The 14,485-nt window shown below is 67.3% G+C and carries 12 protein-coding genes; 6 read left to right on the plus strand and 6 right to left on the minus strand.

Annotated features, from left to right (window positions below):
* Window positions 1–41: 41 nt before the first annotated feature.
* The 3 genes from ROSELON_RS15780 to ROSELON_RS15790 form a co-directional block, all read right to left on the minus strand.
* The gene (locus ROSELON_RS15780) at window positions 42–1,232 is read right to left on the minus strand and encodes a hypothetical protein (RefSeq protein ID WP_025313272.1); all 1,191 of its coding nucleotides are present in this window, start codon (window positions 1,230–1,232) and stop codon (window positions 42–44) included.
* A gap of 203 nt (window positions 1,233–1,435) precedes the next feature.
* Window positions 1,436–2,740, minus strand: coding sequence for an NAD-dependent dihydropyrimidine dehydrogenase subunit PreA (gene preA, locus ROSELON_RS15785; protein ID WP_025313273.1), 1,305 nt, complete (start codon window positions 2,738–2,740; stop codon window positions 1,436–1,438).
* A 28-nt stretch (window positions 2,741–2,768) separates the two neighbouring features.
* Window positions 2,769–4,112 carry an NAD(P)-dependent oxidoreductase gene (locus ROSELON_RS15790; protein ID WP_025313274.1) on the minus strand — a complete coding sequence of 448 codons (1,344 nt, stop codon included), beginning with the start codon at window positions 4,110–4,112 and terminating at the stop codon, window positions 2,769–2,771.
* Between the two features lie 311 nt (window positions 4,113–4,423).
* On the opposite strand from ROSELON_RS15790, the gene accB reads away from it, so the two are divergent.
* From accB to aat, 3 genes are all read left to right on the plus strand, one after another.
* Window positions 4,424–4,918, plus strand: a complete 495-nt coding sequence (gene accB / locus ROSELON_RS15795) for an acetyl-CoA carboxylase biotin carboxyl carrier protein (protein ID WP_025313275.1) — start codon at window positions 4,424–4,426, stop codon at window positions 4,916–4,918.
* Between the two features lie 13 nt (window positions 4,919–4,931).
* Window positions 4,932–6,278 (plus strand): acetyl-CoA carboxylase biotin carboxylase subunit, encoded by a 1,347-nt coding sequence (gene accC / locus ROSELON_RS15800; protein WP_025313276.1) that lies wholly within the window; start codon window positions 4,932–4,934, stop codon window positions 6,276–6,278.
* A gap of 152 nt (window positions 6,279–6,430) precedes the next feature.
* A complete protein-coding gene (gene aat / locus ROSELON_RS15805) occupies window positions 6,431–7,060 on the plus strand; it encodes a leucyl/phenylalanyl-tRNA--protein transferase (protein ID WP_038650509.1) in 630 nt (209 codons plus the stop codon).
* On the opposite strand, the gene ROSELON_RS18860 is transcribed toward aat, so the two are convergent.
* The 3 genes from ROSELON_RS18860 to ROSELON_RS15820 all read right to left on the minus strand — a co-directional run bounded on the left by ROSELON_RS18860 (window position 7,024) and on the right by ROSELON_RS15820 (window position 8,515).
* Window positions 7,024–7,620 (minus strand): DUF2155 domain-containing protein, encoded by a 597-nt coding sequence (locus ROSELON_RS18860; protein ID WP_245605367.1) that lies wholly within the window; start codon window positions 7,618–7,620, stop codon window positions 7,024–7,026. The genes aat and ROSELON_RS18860 overlap by 37 nt on opposite strands.
* Window positions 7,617–8,075 (minus strand): outer membrane lipid asymmetry maintenance protein MlaD, encoded by a 459-nt coding sequence (gene mlaD, locus ROSELON_RS15815; protein WP_025313279.1) that lies wholly within the window; start codon window positions 8,073–8,075, stop codon window positions 7,617–7,619. The genes ROSELON_RS18860 and mlaD overlap by 4 nt, the downstream gene beginning before the upstream one ends.
* Window positions 8,076–8,137: 62 nt before the next feature.
* The gene (locus ROSELON_RS15820) at window positions 8,138–8,515 is read right to left on the minus strand and encodes an NADH:ubiquinone oxidoreductase subunit NDUFA12 (protein WP_025313280.1); all 378 of its coding nucleotides are present in this window, start codon (window positions 8,513–8,515) and stop codon (window positions 8,138–8,140) included.
* A 127-nt stretch (window positions 8,516–8,642) separates the two neighbouring features.
* Between ROSELON_RS15820 and ROSELON_RS15825 the strand changes: the two genes are divergently transcribed.
* The 3 genes from ROSELON_RS15825 to ROSELON_RS17625 all read left to right on the plus strand — a co-directional run bounded on the left by ROSELON_RS15825 (window position 8,643) and on the right by ROSELON_RS17625 (window position 14,416).
* On the plus strand, window positions 8,643–9,089 hold the full coding sequence (locus tag ROSELON_RS15825; RefSeq protein ID WP_025313281.1) for a hypothetical protein: 447 nt from the start codon (window positions 8,643–8,645) through the stop codon (window positions 9,087–9,089).
* A gap of 189 nt (window positions 9,090–9,278) precedes the next feature.
* Window positions 9,279–10,571, plus strand: a complete 1,293-nt coding sequence (locus tag ROSELON_RS15830; protein ID WP_025313282.1) for an O-acetylhomoserine aminocarboxypropyltransferase/cysteine synthase family protein — start codon at window positions 9,279–9,281, stop codon at window positions 10,569–10,571.
* A 248-nt stretch (window positions 10,572–10,819) separates the two neighbouring features.
* Complete coding sequence (locus ROSELON_RS17625) at window positions 10,820–14,416, plus strand: hypothetical protein (RefSeq protein WP_025313283.1); 3,597 nt, start codon at window positions 10,820–10,822, stop codon at window positions 14,414–14,416.
* Window positions 14,417–14,485: the final 69 nt, after the last annotated feature.

Below are 14,485 nucleotides of genomic sequence, written 5' to 3' on the forward strand. Positions count from 1 at the left end.
GGCGGCGAACGGCACTTCGTCCGCCCTCGCGCGCCTTGGCCTCAGAGGACTTTCAACTGGAAAAAGAGCGTCTTCTGATAGTCGCTTGTCGGGAAAGTCCCGGCCGGGGTAAAGCGGTAGGTGCCGGGCAGGGTTTGCGCCGCACCGGTGGGCCGCCAATCGTTGAACGACGAAAATGTCGTGCCGCTCGATCCCGATGTGCCGATCCCGATGTGATAGAGATGCCATCGCTGGTGCGTCACCGACCCCGGACGCGTCCCGTCGATCATGATCTCGCCGATCATCAGGGCCGGGTCGTAGACGTCGGGCGGCAGCACCACGTACCAGGATTTGTAGAAATCGTCGAACGGCACGCTTTGGTTCAGCACCTCGCCGCGCCCCACCACGATGATATCCACGGTCTTTTCCGCCGGCACGCATTCGCCAAGATCAACGGTTCTGGCGGCGAAGGTATCCGTCGCATCGATGGTGCGCAGGCCCTTGGTCACATCCGGAAAATCCTGGTAGTCAGTGTGATATCGCTTGCCCACACCCGGTCGCACCTCGACCTGCTGCGCGGGTTTGCCTTCCCACACCAGCCGCACGGCGCTGTCCCTGGCCTTGACGATCTTGTTTTCCGCGCCGAGCACGCTGGTTTTCGTCGGCATATGCGGCGAGATCACCCGCGCCCCGAAATCGAGCGAGGCAAAACAGCGGCTTTGCGTGACCTCGCCTTCGCAATTGAAGATGGTCAGCCCCTTCAGCGGCCCGTCCTCGATGCTGACCGGGTTCGCCTTGGTGTCGAAGCGGCCCGTCTCCAGGTGCAGATAGCCGTGTTCCACCACATCGATGCGCAGCTTCTGGCCCGGTGCGCGGGCGGCCTCGCCCAGGATCGCGTCGTCGAATTGCACGACCGTAGTCAGGGAAAACGCGCCGGTGTCCGGGTTGAACCGCCCATGGCTGGCCTCGAGGTCGAAAAACTCCGGGCCGATCCTGAGATAGGGCAGTTCGATACACTCAAGCTGGCCATCTCCGTCCAGATCGAACGGAATGCTGCAGGGGTTGAGGGAAAGCTGGATGTCCTCGATGCGGACATCGATCTCTCCGTCCTCGCGGGCGGGGCCAAACCCCAAGGTGATCGCACCGTGCCCCGTGATGGCGGCCCCCCGGCTGCTGTCCGGGTTGGGGTGAATGAACACCGAAAACGGCATCGGCAGGGTCACGCTTTCGGGCAATTGCTGACTGTCTCGCATCTGCTGGTCCTCCCTTGCAGTGCGCGCGCTCCTCCCAAGTGGAATCATACCGCCGTCGGCAGCGACGCGCCATGCGCGCGGCCAGCCCCCCTGCGCATCGGCAAGGGACAGCCCATCGCCGATCCGACGCGTCCCCGCGCCGCCCAAGCAAAACGGGCGGCACCCTCTGGCACCGCCCGTATCGCGTCGACCTTGCCCGCGCCTCACTCGGCGGCGCAACTGCCGGGGTTGTTGGGATGCGTCGTCCAGTTCGCGTAGTCTTCCTCGACGACCTTGCCCGTGCGCGGGTCGGTGGTGCCGGGCGCCATCTGCTCCATCGTGATGCAGTTCTCGACCGGGCAGACATTCACGCACAGATTGCAGGCCACGCATTCCGCATCGATCACTTCGAAGGTGCGATCCTCGGACATCGAGATCGCCTGGTGGCTGGTATCCTCGCAGGCGGCATAGCAGCGCCCGCATTTGATGCAGGCGTCCTGATCGATCCGGGCCTTTGTGACGTAGTTGAGGTTCAGGTGCTGCCAGTCGCTGACATTCGGCACCGCGCGGCCGATCAGGTCGTCGACCGAGGTCATGCCTTTCTCGTCGAGGTATTGCGACAGGCCCGAGATCATTTCCTGCACGATCTTGAAGCCGTAGGTCATGGCCGCCGTGCAGACCTGCACGTTGCCTGCGCCAAGCGCGATGAATTCGGCCGCGTCCTTCCAGGTGGTGATGCCACCGATGCCCGACACCGGCAGGCCCGCCAGGGACGGCGTGCGCGTGATCTCGGCCACCATGTTCAGCGCGATGGGTTTCACCGCCGGGCCGCAATAGCCGCCATGCGCGCCCTTGCCGTCGATGGTGGGTTCAGGCGCGAAGAGGTCCAGATCGACCGAGGTGATCGAGTTGATCGTGTTGATCAGGCTGACGGCATCCGCGCCACCATCCTTGGCGGCCTGGGCGGGCTTGCGGATGTCGGTGATATTCGGGGTCAGCTTGACGATCACCGGCAGGTCCGAATGCGTCTTGCACCATTCGGTGACCTGCTGAACGTATTCGGGCACCTGGCCCACCGCGCTGCCCATGCCGCGCTCGCTCATCCCGTGGGGGCAGCCGAAATTCAGTTCGACCCCGTCGCAGCCCGTCTCGATCACCCGGTCGAGGATCGCCTTCCAGCTATCCTCGTTCACCGGCACCATGAGCGAGGCGATCAGCGCGCGATCGGGGTAGTCCTTTTTCACCCGGGTCATCTCTTCGAGGTTCACCTCGAGCGGGCGGTCGGTGATCAGCTCGATATTGTTCAGCCCCAACAGGCGCCGATCCGCGCCCCAGATCGCGCCATAGCGCGGGCCGTTGACATTGACGACGGGCGGCCCCTCTTCGCCGAGTGTCTTCCAGACGACGCCGCCCCAGCCGGCCTCGAAGGCGCGGCGGACGTTGTATTCCTTGTCGGTCGGCGGCGCCGAGGCCAACCAGAACGGGTTGGGCGAGGTGATGCCGCAGAAGGTCGTGGTCAGGTCTGCCATGTGTCTTACTCCTTCGGGGGCGCGGCGGTCAGCCGGCTGCCTCGGTCAGCTTTGCGTGGATGTCTTCGGCAGCGTCGCGGCCCTCGGCCACGGCCGTCACGGTCAGGTCTTCGGCGCCCGAGGCGCAGTCGCCCCCGGCCCAGACCTTGGCAAGGCTGGTGCGCCCGGCCCCGCTCACGGCGATCTTGCCACCCGACAGTTCCAGCCCCTCGGGCGCGACGCCCAGGGTCTGGCCGATGGCCTTGAGCACCTGGTCGGCGGGAATGTCGAAGGTTTCCCCGGTACCGACCAGCGATTTGCCCTCGGACCGCGTGTATTCGCAGCGCAGCGCCGCGACCGCGCCGTTGCCGATCACCTCGACCGGCATGGCATTGAAGACGAACCGCACGCCCTTGGAGGCCGCGAGATCCTGTTCATAGGGGCTGGCCGGCATCGCCTCGCGCCCGCGGCGATAAACCAGTGTCACGTTTTCCGCGCCCAGCAGCTTCGACTGCACGGCCGCGTCGATGGCGGTCATGCCGCCGCCGATCACGACCACGTTGCGCCCCACGGGCAATGCGGCCAGATCGTCGGCCTGCCGCAGATCGGCGATGAAGCCCACCGCGTCGGCGACACCTTCCTTGGCCTCGCCATTGGCACGCAGCGCGTTCACGCCAGCCAACCCCATCCCCAGAAAGACGGCGTCGAAATCATGCTCCAACTCGCCAAGCGTCAGGTCGCGGCCAAGCGCCTTGCCGTGCTCGATGGTGATGCCGCCGATCTTCAGCAGCCACGCGACCTCGGCCTCGGCAAAGCCATCCACGGTCTTGTAGTAGGCGATGCCGTATTCGTTCAGCCCGCCAGGCTTGGGCCGTGCCTCGAACACCGTCACGTCATGGCCCTTCATCGCCAGTCGATGCGCACAGGACAGGCCCGCCGGGCCCGCACCCACGACGGCGATCTTGCGCCCGGTGGCGGCGGCGCGCGCAAACGGGTGCACGCCCTGATCCATCAACGTGTCGGTGGCGAAGCGCTGCAGGCGCCCGATCTCGACCGGCTTGCCCTCGGCGATCTCGCGCACGCAGGCTTCCTCGCAGAGCGTTTCCGTGGGGCAGACGCGGGCGCACATGCCGCCAAGGATGTTCTGCTCGAAAATCGTCCGCGCCGCCGCCTCGGGCGTGCCGGTGGCGATCTGGCGAATGAACAGCGGGATGTCGATATCGGTCGGACAGGCCGTGATGCAGGGCGCGTCATGGCAGAAATAGCAGCGATCCGCGGCCACCAGCGCTTCGTGATCGTCCAGACGTGGGTGAAGATCGGAAAAATTCTCTTCGAGGGCCGTGTGGTCCAGGCGCGCTGGCGCGATGCCTGGGGTGAAAGGGCTGTTGGGCATGGTCTGGCTCTCCCGATCCTGTTGGGTGGCTGGGCTCTTTCGACCCGTTTTGCGAGAATCACGCTGGCACGAGCCAATTTTTTTATCAAATGGTAAATTATTTTGATGGGCCGATTGTCGCCCCGTTGCGCGCCACAGGTCGGGATATGCCCGAAAAACGCGCAGCCTGCGCATGGTCGGCGGCGCGGCCATGTTTTGCGAACGCGGCGCATTGCCCGCCTTTTCGGCGCCGACCGCCTGCGTTATAGGGCATGCTGTTGCAGGCCTGACCGAGGCATGGGCGCGACACCGGACGAGATGCGAGGATCGACATGAAGAACAAGACACATGATCAGGACGTGGAGTTCATCCGCGCATTGGCCGAGCTTCTGCGGGACAACGACCTGACCGAATTGCAGGTCAAACGCGATTACGGCGAGGCCGACAGCCTGAACGTGCGTGTCTCGCGCCAGCAACCCGCCCCGGCCCCGGTCCATGTGGCGGCCCCTGCCCCGGCCCCGGCCCCGATGGCCGCGCCCTCCGCGGCGCCCGCGGCCCCGGCCGCCGAGATGTCGGACGACCCGGCGCAAAACCCCAACGCCGTGACCTCGCCCATGGTCGGTACCGTCTACCTGCAGCCCGAACCGGGATCGCCGGCCTTTGTCGCGGTCGGTGACAAGGTGGCCGAGGGCCAGACCCTGCTGATCGTCGAGGCGATGAAGACGATGAACCAGATCCCCGCGCCGCGCGCCGGAACGGTCAAGCGGATCCTCGTCGAGGACAAGTCGCCGGTCGAGTTCGGCGCACCGCTGATGATCATCGAGTAAGCGGGGCCGGGCCATGTTCTCAAAAATCCTCATCGCCAATCGCGGCGAGATCGCGTTGCGCGTCATCCGCGCGGCCCGCGAGATGGGCGTCGGCACCGTCGCCGTCCACTCGACCGCCGATGCCGATGCGATGCATGTGCGCATGGCCGACGAGTCGGTCTGCATTGGCCCTGCCCCGTCGAATGAAAGCTATCTCAGCATGGCGGCGATCCTGTCGGCCTGCGAGATCACAGGCGCCGAAGCCATCCACCCCGGCTATGGCTTTTTGTCCGAGAACCCAAATTTCGTGCAGGCGGTCGAGGATCACGGCCTGAAATTCATCGGTCCTTCGGCCGAGCACATTCGCATGATGGGCGACAAGATCACCGCCAAGGACACGATGAAGGCGCTTGGCGTGCCCTGCGTGCCGGGCTCGGATGGGGCGGTCAACCACATGGAAACCGCGCAGGCCGTGGCCGATGCCATGGGCTATCCGGTCATCATCAAGGCCACCGCCGGCGGCGGCGGGCGCGGCATGAAACTGGCCCGCAGCGCGGACGAGTTGGAAACGGCGTTTCGCACCGCCCGCTCCGAGGCCAAGGCCGCCTTTGGCAATGACGAGGTCTATATCGAGAAATACCTCGGCCAGCCGCGCCATATCGAGGTTCAGGTGTTCGGCGACGGGCGCGGCCATGCCGTCCACCTTGGCGAACGCGATTGTTCGCTGCAACGCCGCCACCAGAAGGTTCTTGAGGAAGCCCCCGGCCCCGCGATCGACGCGGCGACGCGCGCCCGCATCGGCGAGACCTGTGCCAAGGCCGTGGCCGACCTCGGCTATGAGGGGGCGGGGACGATCGAGTTCCTGTTCGAAAACGGCGAGTTCTATTTCATCGAGATGAACACGCGACTGCAGGTCGAACACCCGGTGACCGAGGCGATTTTCGGCGTCGACCTCGTCCGCGAACAGATCCGCGTGGCCGCCGGCGAACCGATGTCCTTCACCCAGGACGATCTGGAATTGCGCGGCCACGCCATCGAGGTTCGGATCAATGCTGAACGCCTGCCCAATTTTGCGCCCTGCCCCGGCAAGATCACGCAATATCACGCGCCCGGCGGCTTGGGCGTGCGGATCGATTCCGCGCTTTATGACGGCTACCGTATCCCGCCCTATTACGACAGCCTCATTGCCAAGTTGATCGTTCATGGCCGTGACCGCCCCGAGGCGTTGGCCCGGCTGCACCGCGCCCTGACCGAGCTGATCGTCGATGGCGTCGACACGACGGTGCCGCTGTTTCATGCCCTGTTGCACGAGCCCGCCATCCAGTCCGGCGACTACACGATCCATTGGCTCGAAGGCTGGCTGGAGAAGAACGTGGGCTGAGGGCGCCCGCGCCATCAGGGCCTGCCCGGGCAAGGCCCACCCGGTTTTCTGCAGCTGGCCGGGGGCGGCGTCGTTTTTCGTGGGAATTTCGGCCGCGCGGACCTACCATGTGATCCATGGCGCACGACATGTACCCCCGCAACCGGCCAAGGATGAGCCCCGAGCTGATGTTGCGGGCCTATGCGGCTGGTATCTTTCCGATGTCGGAGGGGGCCGATGACGACGACCTGTTCTGGGTCGATCCGAAACGGCGCGGCGTTTTTCCCCTGGATGGGTTTCACATCTCGCGCAGCCTGAGACGGCGCATCGGCAAGGGCGGGTTCGAGGTGCGCGTCGACAGTGCCTTCGCCGAGGTCGTGGCGGGATGTGCCGACCGTGAGCCGACCTGGATCAATGCCGAACTGTTCTCGGTCTACCAGACCCTGCACCTTGGCGGCCATGCCCATTCGGTCGAGGTCTGGGAAGACGGGCAGTTGTCGGGGGGCGTCTTTGGCATCACCCTTGGCGGGGCCTATTTCGGCGAGTCGATGTTCTCACGCCGCCCCGACGCGTCGAAACTGGCGCTGACCTGGCTGATGGCGCGGTTGAACGCTGGCGGATTTCGCCTGTTCGACACGCAATTCGTCACCGATCATCTGATCAGCCTGGGCGCGGTTGAAATTCCCCGCGCACGCTATCGCGCGCAGTTGGCCGAGGCCCTGAACCACCGGGGCGATTTCCATGCCATGCCAGGCGATCTGCCCGCTCAGGATGTGATGCAGCTCAGCACCCAGACATCGTAACGCGCATGTTCCAGCGCATTGAGCGCGGGCGACGAAGCGATCATCCAGCCGTCGAACAAGCTCTGACCGTCGGTATCGACCACTTGCACATGGGCAAAGGCGTCGGAACTCGGGTTCCCTTCGGGATAGCGGCAGTCGAGCACGCGGATCGCGATCCGTCCGAACAGGGCGGTTTCACCCATCGCCAGGTCCAGATCCGTCGGGTCGCCCCGCATCCGGTCGAGCGCACGCAGCCGCACGCGTGTCGCGCTGAGGGTGGCGGGCTGGCTGACCGAGGTCACCGGGCCTGTCACACCGGGAAAGGTTTCCATCACCGGCAGACCGTCGATCCCCTCCTGCAGGGTCACATCGGGGTTGCCGAGCGGTTGCAGGGTCAGCCCGGTTTCGCCACCGCCCTCGCCGAAATCGTCCAACCCCTCGATCTCGACCCCCTCTGCATCGGGATCGGGCAACAGGAAGGTGTCGAAGGACCCGCCCCCGAAATTGTCGAATTGCTGTGCCGCGACGCCCCCGGCCACAAGGGCATGCAGAGTCAGGATCACAAGTCCGAGACGGATCATTCGCCCCCCTCGCCGCTGACGAAGCGCATCAGCAGGGTCAGCAGGCTGACCGAGCTTTGGGTGTCGAGGATCGCGTCGCCGGGTTCGAGGTTGAAGGGCGAGCCGCCGGGAATGACCTCGACGAAATTGCCGCCAAGCAAGCCTTCGGAGGCGATGGCGATCGCGCTGTCATCGGGCAATACGATGCCGTCGGCGACGGTAAAGGTCGTATCGGCCAGAAACGTGTCGGGGTTCAGGTCCATGCCGGTCACGGTTCCGATGCGCACACCGGCAAGGCGCACTTCGGTGCCTACGGCGATCCCCTCGGCCGAGCGGAAAGACGCCTCGAGCTCATAACCGCCCGGCGCACCGAAGCCCCCCGTGCTGCCGGCCGCATACACGAAAAAGCCTACGGCCGTCGCCAGAACGACGCCGCCCAGAACGGTTTCGGTCAAGGTATCGTCGCGATCGGACATATCGATGCCCCTCTTTGAGCCGGCGCCCCGCTGTTTTGGGGCAAGGCTCGGTCAGCCGCGCCTCACTCCGGCGTCCACGCCTCGTAATCCTTGCGCTCGACGGGCTCCACACGGCGCAGCGAGCCGGCCGGCGCATAGGCCGACGGCGTCCCGGTCAGGTTCGGCAGATGCGGCTTTTCCCATGCCTTTTTCGCCACGGGCTTCTCGCTCGGCGGCTCGTCCCAGGTGTGGTGCAGCCAGCCATGCCAATCCGGGCTGACGCGGCTGGCCTCGGACAAGCCGTTGTAGATGACCCAGCGACGCTTGCCATCGCGCGAGCGGTAGAAGGTGTTGCCGGCCTCGTCCTCGCCGACCTTCACGCCGTTGCGCGCGGTGAAGATCTGCGTGCCGAGCGTCTGGCCGTTCCACCAGGTCACGAGGCGTTTGAGGAAGTCGAGCATGGCGAGCGATCTCCGATGCGGGGCTGCGTGTAACACCGTGGTAATGCCCGATCGGCACGCGGGCGTCCAGTGGCAAGGGGCCGCGTCCGGCTTGACTTGGGCGGTATGACGCCCGAAGCCTCGCGCGATGAGCGACCTTCCGCATCATATTCGTCTCGACCCCCGTTACCCCGCCGTCGTGGCGGGCGCGGGGGCGGTGGCCCTCATGCTCGCCGCGGGCTTGCCCGAGGATCTGGCCATCGGCGCGGTGTTGATCGGGGGGCTGGGCTTGCTCGGCGCGGCCTACATGACGACGCTGAACGTGGCCACCTTCACCGACACGGCCCTGATCGTCCGGCGGGTCGCATACCCCTATGCCGACATGGCCGAGGTCGACACGACGGAACGCGAGGTGAGGATGATCACCCGCAGCCTGCAGCCCTACAGGGTGCGCCAGTCCAGCCTGGTGCTTTACCCGCACGGCGGCGGCGAACCGCGCCATGTCGACATCATGAATTCGCGCGGTGGGGCCGAGGCCGTGGCCGAGGCGCTGAGGGCGCATCTGGCGCGGTATCGGGACCGTCCGGGGCGCTGACCGCCGCAAAGGTCGAAAGCGCATCGCCATCGGTCCCGATATCCTTGCGGGCGACGGGGCGCAAAACGCCCGTCCCGTCGCATGGGGCCGGGCATGACGCGCGTCCTTTACGGACTACGGGCCGTTGTGGTGCCGCCACGCTTGGCCTACTGCTGTCGCGATCAGTTTTCGGGAGGGAGACACGACCCCATGAGTGACGCACCCAGCTACGGTTTCGACACGCTTCAGATCCACGCGGGCGCCCGCCCCGACCCGGCGACGGGGGCGCGGCAGACGCCGATCTACCAGACCACGGCCTATGTGTTCCGCGATGCCGAGCATGCCGCGGCGCTGTTCAACCTGCAGGAAGTCGGGTTCATCTACTCGCGCCTGACGAACCCGACCGTGGCCGTTTTGCAGGAACGGATCGCCACGCTCGAGGGTGGCGTGGGCGCGGTCTGCTGTTCCTCGGGGCATGCGGCGCAGATCATGGCGCTGTTCCCGCTGATGGGTCCGGGCAAGAATGTCGTCGCCTCGACGCGGCTCTATGGCGGCACGGTCACGCAGTTCAGCCAGACCATCAAGCGCTTTGGCTGGTCGGCGAAATTCGTCGATTTCGATGATCTGGACGCGGTGCGCGACGCCATCGACGACGACACCCGCGCCGTCTTTGGCGAGGCCATCGCCAACCCCGGCGGCTACATCACCGATCTGCGCGCCATCGCCGATATCGCGGATGCGGCGGGCCTGCCCCTGATCGTCGACAATACCAGCGCCACGCCGTACCTGTGCCGCCCGATCGAGCATGGCGCGACGCTGGTCGTGCATTCGACGACGAAATACCTGACCGGCAATGGCACAGTCACCGGCGGCTGCATCGTCGACTCGGGCAAGTTCGACTGGTCGGCCAGCGACAAGTTCTCCAGCCTCAGCCAGCCCGAGCCCGCCTATCACGGGCTGAAATTCCACGAGACGTTCGGCCCGCTGGCCTTCACCTTTCACGGCATCGCCGTGGGGTTGCGCGATCTCGGGATGACCATGAACCCGCAGGCGGCGCATTACACGCTGATGGGGATCGAGACGCTGTCGCTGCGGATGGAGCGCCATGTCGAGAACGCCGTGAAGATCGCCAAGTGGCTCGAGGCGGACCCGCGTGTCGACTACGTCACCTATGCGGGCCTAGAGAGCAGCCCCTACCATCACCGCGTGGCGCAGGTTTGTCCAAAGGGCGCGGGGGCGCTGTTCACCTTTGCCGTCAAGGGCGGCTATGACGCCTGCGTGAAACTGGTGGATGCGTTGGAGATCTTCAGCCATGTCGCCAACCTGGGCGATACGCGGTCGCTGATCATCCACTCGGCCTCGACCACGCACCGCCAGTTGACCCCCGAACAGCAAGAGGCCGCGGGTGCCGCGCCGAATGTGGTGCGTCTCTCGATCGGGATCGAGAATGCCGAGGACCTGATCGCCGATCTGGACCAGGCGCTGGCCAAGGCGACGGCCTAGGCCGCCCGAGTCCCGGGCCGCCGCGCACGGCCCGGGTTATCCACAGAATCCGGACTTATCCACAGGCTGTGCAGGGCAAGACAACGGGCTGGCAACAAACCCTTTTTTCAAAAAGGGAATCCCGGTAGTCTGATTTCCGCTCATGGCGCCCCGACAGGGCGTCCCCCTGTTTCCCCAGGGGGGCGACTCCTATATGAGGGGGCGATTGGACGGGTATCTGCGCCCGTTGCTGCCGACAGAGGTCTGTCTTGACGGTTCATTTCGCGCTCTTCCTGTCACCCGATGGCATCGCGCTCGCGCATCGCCAGCAGGCAGGTCACTGGGCTTTTCTGGGCGATGTCGGGTTCGACGCGCCCGATCTCGATACGGCGATGGCCAACCTGCGCGCCAAGGGCGAGGCCCGCGAGGGCAAGGGGTTTGCGACGCTGCTGGTCCTGCCGGACGATCAGATCCTCTATACCTCGCTCACCGCCCCGACCGACGACCCCGACCTGACCGAGTACCGGATCGAAGAGGGCCTTGAGGGGCTGACGCCCTATACCGTGGCGGAGCTGGTCTATGACTGGCGCGAGATCGAGGAAGATCGCGTCAAGCTGGCCGTCGTGGCCCGCGAAACGCTGGACGAGGCGCGCGCCTTTGCCGAAGGGCACGGGTTCCACGGTGTCGGCTTTGCCGCCATGCCACCGTTGGAAAAGTTCCCCGGTGTGCCGCTGTTCGACCTGTCGGGGCCCGCGCATGGGCTGAGTTTTCCGGATGAAGGGTTGGCCTTTGGCGCCGATGCCTGGAGCGAAACGGTCACGCCTGCAGAGCCCGCCGCGACCGAAGGCGTAACGCAGCCCGAGATGGACGCCGCAGACGAGGCGCCGGAGGCAACAGACGACGCGCCCGACACGGTTGAGGGCAGTGCGGATCCCGCCCCGCCGAGCGAGCCCACCCAAGCGGCGGAGGAGACGGCCCAAAGCGCACCGACGCCCGAGGCCGCTGGCCCGGAGCAGGCGCAGGATAGCCCCGCGCCCACCGGGCCTGAAGACACCCCGGCTGCGCCGGCCGACCCCGCCGAGCCCGAGGCCGAGACGCCCGCCGACGAGGACACGCCACAGCAGATCAGCGACCCGATGCTGGACGGCCCGGTGGCCCCGTTGCCCGATACCGAAGCCGACACCCCGAGCGCGCCGTCCCAGCCCGAGGCGCCCGCCGCGGCGTCGGAACCGGCCACTGGAACGCCGGCCGGCGCAAAACCCCCGGTCGCGTTCGTCGACGATCTCGACGGGTCGGGCGATGACGACCTGCCGCCCGTTCCATCGGCTGCCGTGCTCAAGGCACGCCGTCGCGGCGCATCCGGCGCTGCAGCCACGGACGACTACACGGCGAAATCGCCGGACCCCGGCACCGATGCGGCGGACGCCACCGCCGAGGCGGCCCCGGCCACGCCCACCTTCTCGGCTCGGCGCGCTCGCGACGCGACTGCCGCGATTGACCCGAAAGCACCGCGCAGCGAGGTCAGCGGCGACCTCGTGGGACAGCGCAAGTCGCGCATCGGTTTCGCCGCCGGCACACCGTCATCCGAAACCGCGGCGACCGACGCGGAGGACAAGCCCGGTCAGAAACGGGTCGCACGCGGCGAGCTTTCGGGCCGGCTTGCACGGTTGCGCGACATCAGCCGCGCCCCGGCAGCCGGTGATCCGGGCAAATCGCGCGGCGACAGCGCGCCCAAATCCGCGCCCCCCAAGGCGCAGGCAAAACCGGTGCGGTCGCCAAAACCCGATGCAGAACCGCGCGGCCAGGTCCGCCGGGCTTCGCCGAAATCCGCGACGCCGCGCGCGGCCGCCACCGGCAAACCGGACCTCACCGCGCCGCCGGCCGCCAAGGGCCGCTTGTCGGGCATGCTGACCTCGGCGCGCGATACGATCGCGTCGCGGCCAAGCGCAGACCGTGGTGATACGGACAAGCCGCGCCGCCTGTCCGGCTTGCTCGACTCGGCCAAGCAAGGCTCGAGGTCCCGCACGAAATCAGATGCCGCGACACCTGCCGGCGATGACAGCCCGCGCCGCGCCTCCATCCTGCCCGGGCGGCGCAAGCGTGACACGGCCCCCGCCCCAGAGGGGTCCGAGGGGCGTCTTTCCGCGTTGGGCGCGGCGCTGGCCACGGACCAGGGCCCCGGCACCGCCGGGACGGGCAGCGACACGTCCGACAGAAAGGTGGCGCGCACCGCCCTCGACCCAGCGCCGGCCAGCGCGCCCAGAGACGACGCGGACGGTGCCTTTTCCAGCGGGCTGCTGGCACGCAAATCGGAGGACGGCGCCGCGGGCCCGTCCTTCCGCACCGGGCTGATCCTGACGGTTGTCCTGCTGGTGCTGCTGGCGTTGATCGCGCTGTGGTCGGCGCTGTTCCTGCCCAACAGTCCGGTGGCACGGTTGCTGTCCGGCGGCACCGAGCAAAGCGCCGCGGTCAGCGACGATCCCTTGACCGCCCCGCCCCCGCCGGCCGCGATCACCGCACCGCCGGCCATCGGGCGCGTGGATCCGTCGACAGCCCCCGCCGTTACAGCGCCCGAGGTCACACCCGAAACGACGCCCGAAACGACGCCGGTGCAACGGCCCGAAACCGCCGCCGCGCCCCAGCCCGACGTGACGGACGAGGCCGAGGCGGATGGAATCGACCTGGCCGCCCTGCCCGCGACGCAATCCCCGACCGCAGCCACGCCTGCCGAGACCGCGGCGGCCGCGCCGACCCCAGAGGCCGCGTTGCCCGACATCGATGCCGACCTCGATCTGCCGCCCCTGCCGCCGACGCCCGAGGATCTGTTGCCGTCCGTGGAAGAAGCCGAACGCTTCTATGCCGAGGACGGCATCTGGCCGCGCACGCCGGCCCGCCCCGATCCGGGGCAGATCGCCGGGCTGAACGATCTTTACGTGGCCTCGATCGACCCCGAGATCAGCGATTTCGACGCGGTCGCCCTGCCCGCCCCCGGCGTGAACCCGGGCGAGATGCTGCGGCGCATGCCCTCGCCCCCGCCCTTCGGAACCGAGCTGGAAACCGATGCGCGCGGCCTTGTCCGCCCGACGCCCGAGGGCGTGGTGACCCCCGACGGCGCCTTCGTGATTTCGGGGCAACCGGCGATCGTGGCGCAGCCGCGCCCGCGCGAACTGGCCCCGCAGGTCGAACCCCCCGACACCGCGGTCGAAGAGGCGATCCTCGGCACGTTCACGCCGCCGCCGCGCCCCACGGATCTGGACGAAACCCGCGAGCGACAGGTCCTTGGCGGGCTTACCCTGAACGAGTTGTCCGATCTGCGGCCGCCCGAGCGGCCGCTTTCCGCGCAAGAGGCCGCGGCGCAGGCCTCGCTCTTTCCGGGCACGGATGCCGGCGACGCCGACGCGGCGGCTGGCCCCGCCACCGCCGAGGCCGAAGAGACCACCGAGGTGGCGGCCGAGACCGAGGCCGACGTGATCGGCGGCAGCGCTCTGGCGGTCGCCCAGTCACGTGTGCCGCCCACGCGCCCCGCAAACATCGCCGAACTGGTGGCCAATGCCGAACGCGCACAGGCCGCGCAACCCACCGCCGTCGCGCCCAGCCAGATTGCCCCGCAACCGCAGATCCCGTCGAATGCCGATGTGGCCCGCGCCGCGACCGAGCGCAACGCGCTGCGCCTGCGCGACCTGAACCTGATCGGCGTGACCGGCACGAATGCAAACCGCCGCGCGCTGGTTCGCCTGCCCTCGGGGCGGTTTGTGCGCGTGGCCGTCGGCGACCGGCTGAATGGCGGCACAGTGGCGGCCATCGGCGAAAGCACGCTGCAATATGTCCGCAACGGCCGGACGATCACGCTCGAAGTGCCCGGCTGACGCGCCCGTCGCGATAGACCCGCTCTGGTGGCCCCTCGCGTCCTGTGACGCGACCCCTTCACAGGCCGC

Origin of the sequence: Roseibacterium elongatum DSM 19469, assembly GCF_000590925.1 — a bacterium.
GTDB lineage: Bacteria > Pseudomonadota > Alphaproteobacteria > Rhodobacterales > Rhodobacteraceae > Roseibacterium > Roseibacterium elongatum.

Coding starts and splice junctions, on each gene's coding strand:
- ROSELON_RS15825 (WP_025313281.1), top strand. CDS start 8,643: ATGAGCGACCTTCCGCATCATATTCGTCTCGACCCCCGTTACCCCGCC.
- accC (WP_025313276.1), top strand. CDS start 4,932: ATGTTCTCAAAAATCCTCATCGCCAATCGCGGCGAGATCGCGTTGCGC.
- aat (WP_038650509.1), top strand. CDS start 6,431: ATGAGCCCCGAGCTGATGTTGCGGGCCTATGCGGCTGGTATCTTTCCG.
- accB (WP_025313275.1), top strand. CDS start 4,424: ATGAAGAACAAGACACATGATCAGGACGTGGAGTTCATCCGCGCATTG.
- ROSELON_RS15780 (WP_025313272.1), bottom strand. CDS start 1,232: ATGCGAGACAGTCAGCAATTGCCCGAAAGCGTGACCCTGCCGATGCCG.
- ROSELON_RS15790 (WP_025313274.1), bottom strand. CDS start 4,112: ATGCCCAACAGCCCTTTCACCCCAGGCATCGCGCCAGCGCGCCTGGAC.
- mlaD (WP_025313279.1), bottom strand. CDS start 8,075: ATGTCCGATCGCGACGATACCTTGACCGAAACCGTTCTGGGCGGCGTC.
- preA (WP_025313273.1), bottom strand. CDS start 2,740: ATGGCAGACCTGACCACGACCTTCTGCGGCATCACCTCGCCCAACCCG.
- ROSELON_RS18860 (WP_245605367.1), bottom strand. CDS start 7,620: ATGATCCGTCTCGGACTTGTGATCCTGACTCTGCATGCCCTTGTGGCC.
- ROSELON_RS15830 (WP_025313282.1), top strand. CDS start 9,279: ATGAGTGACGCACCCAGCTACGGTTTCGACACGCTTCAGATCCACGCG.
- ROSELON_RS15820 (WP_025313280.1), bottom strand. CDS start 8,515: ATGCTCGACTTCCTCAAACGCCTCGTGACCTGGTGGAACGGCCAGACG.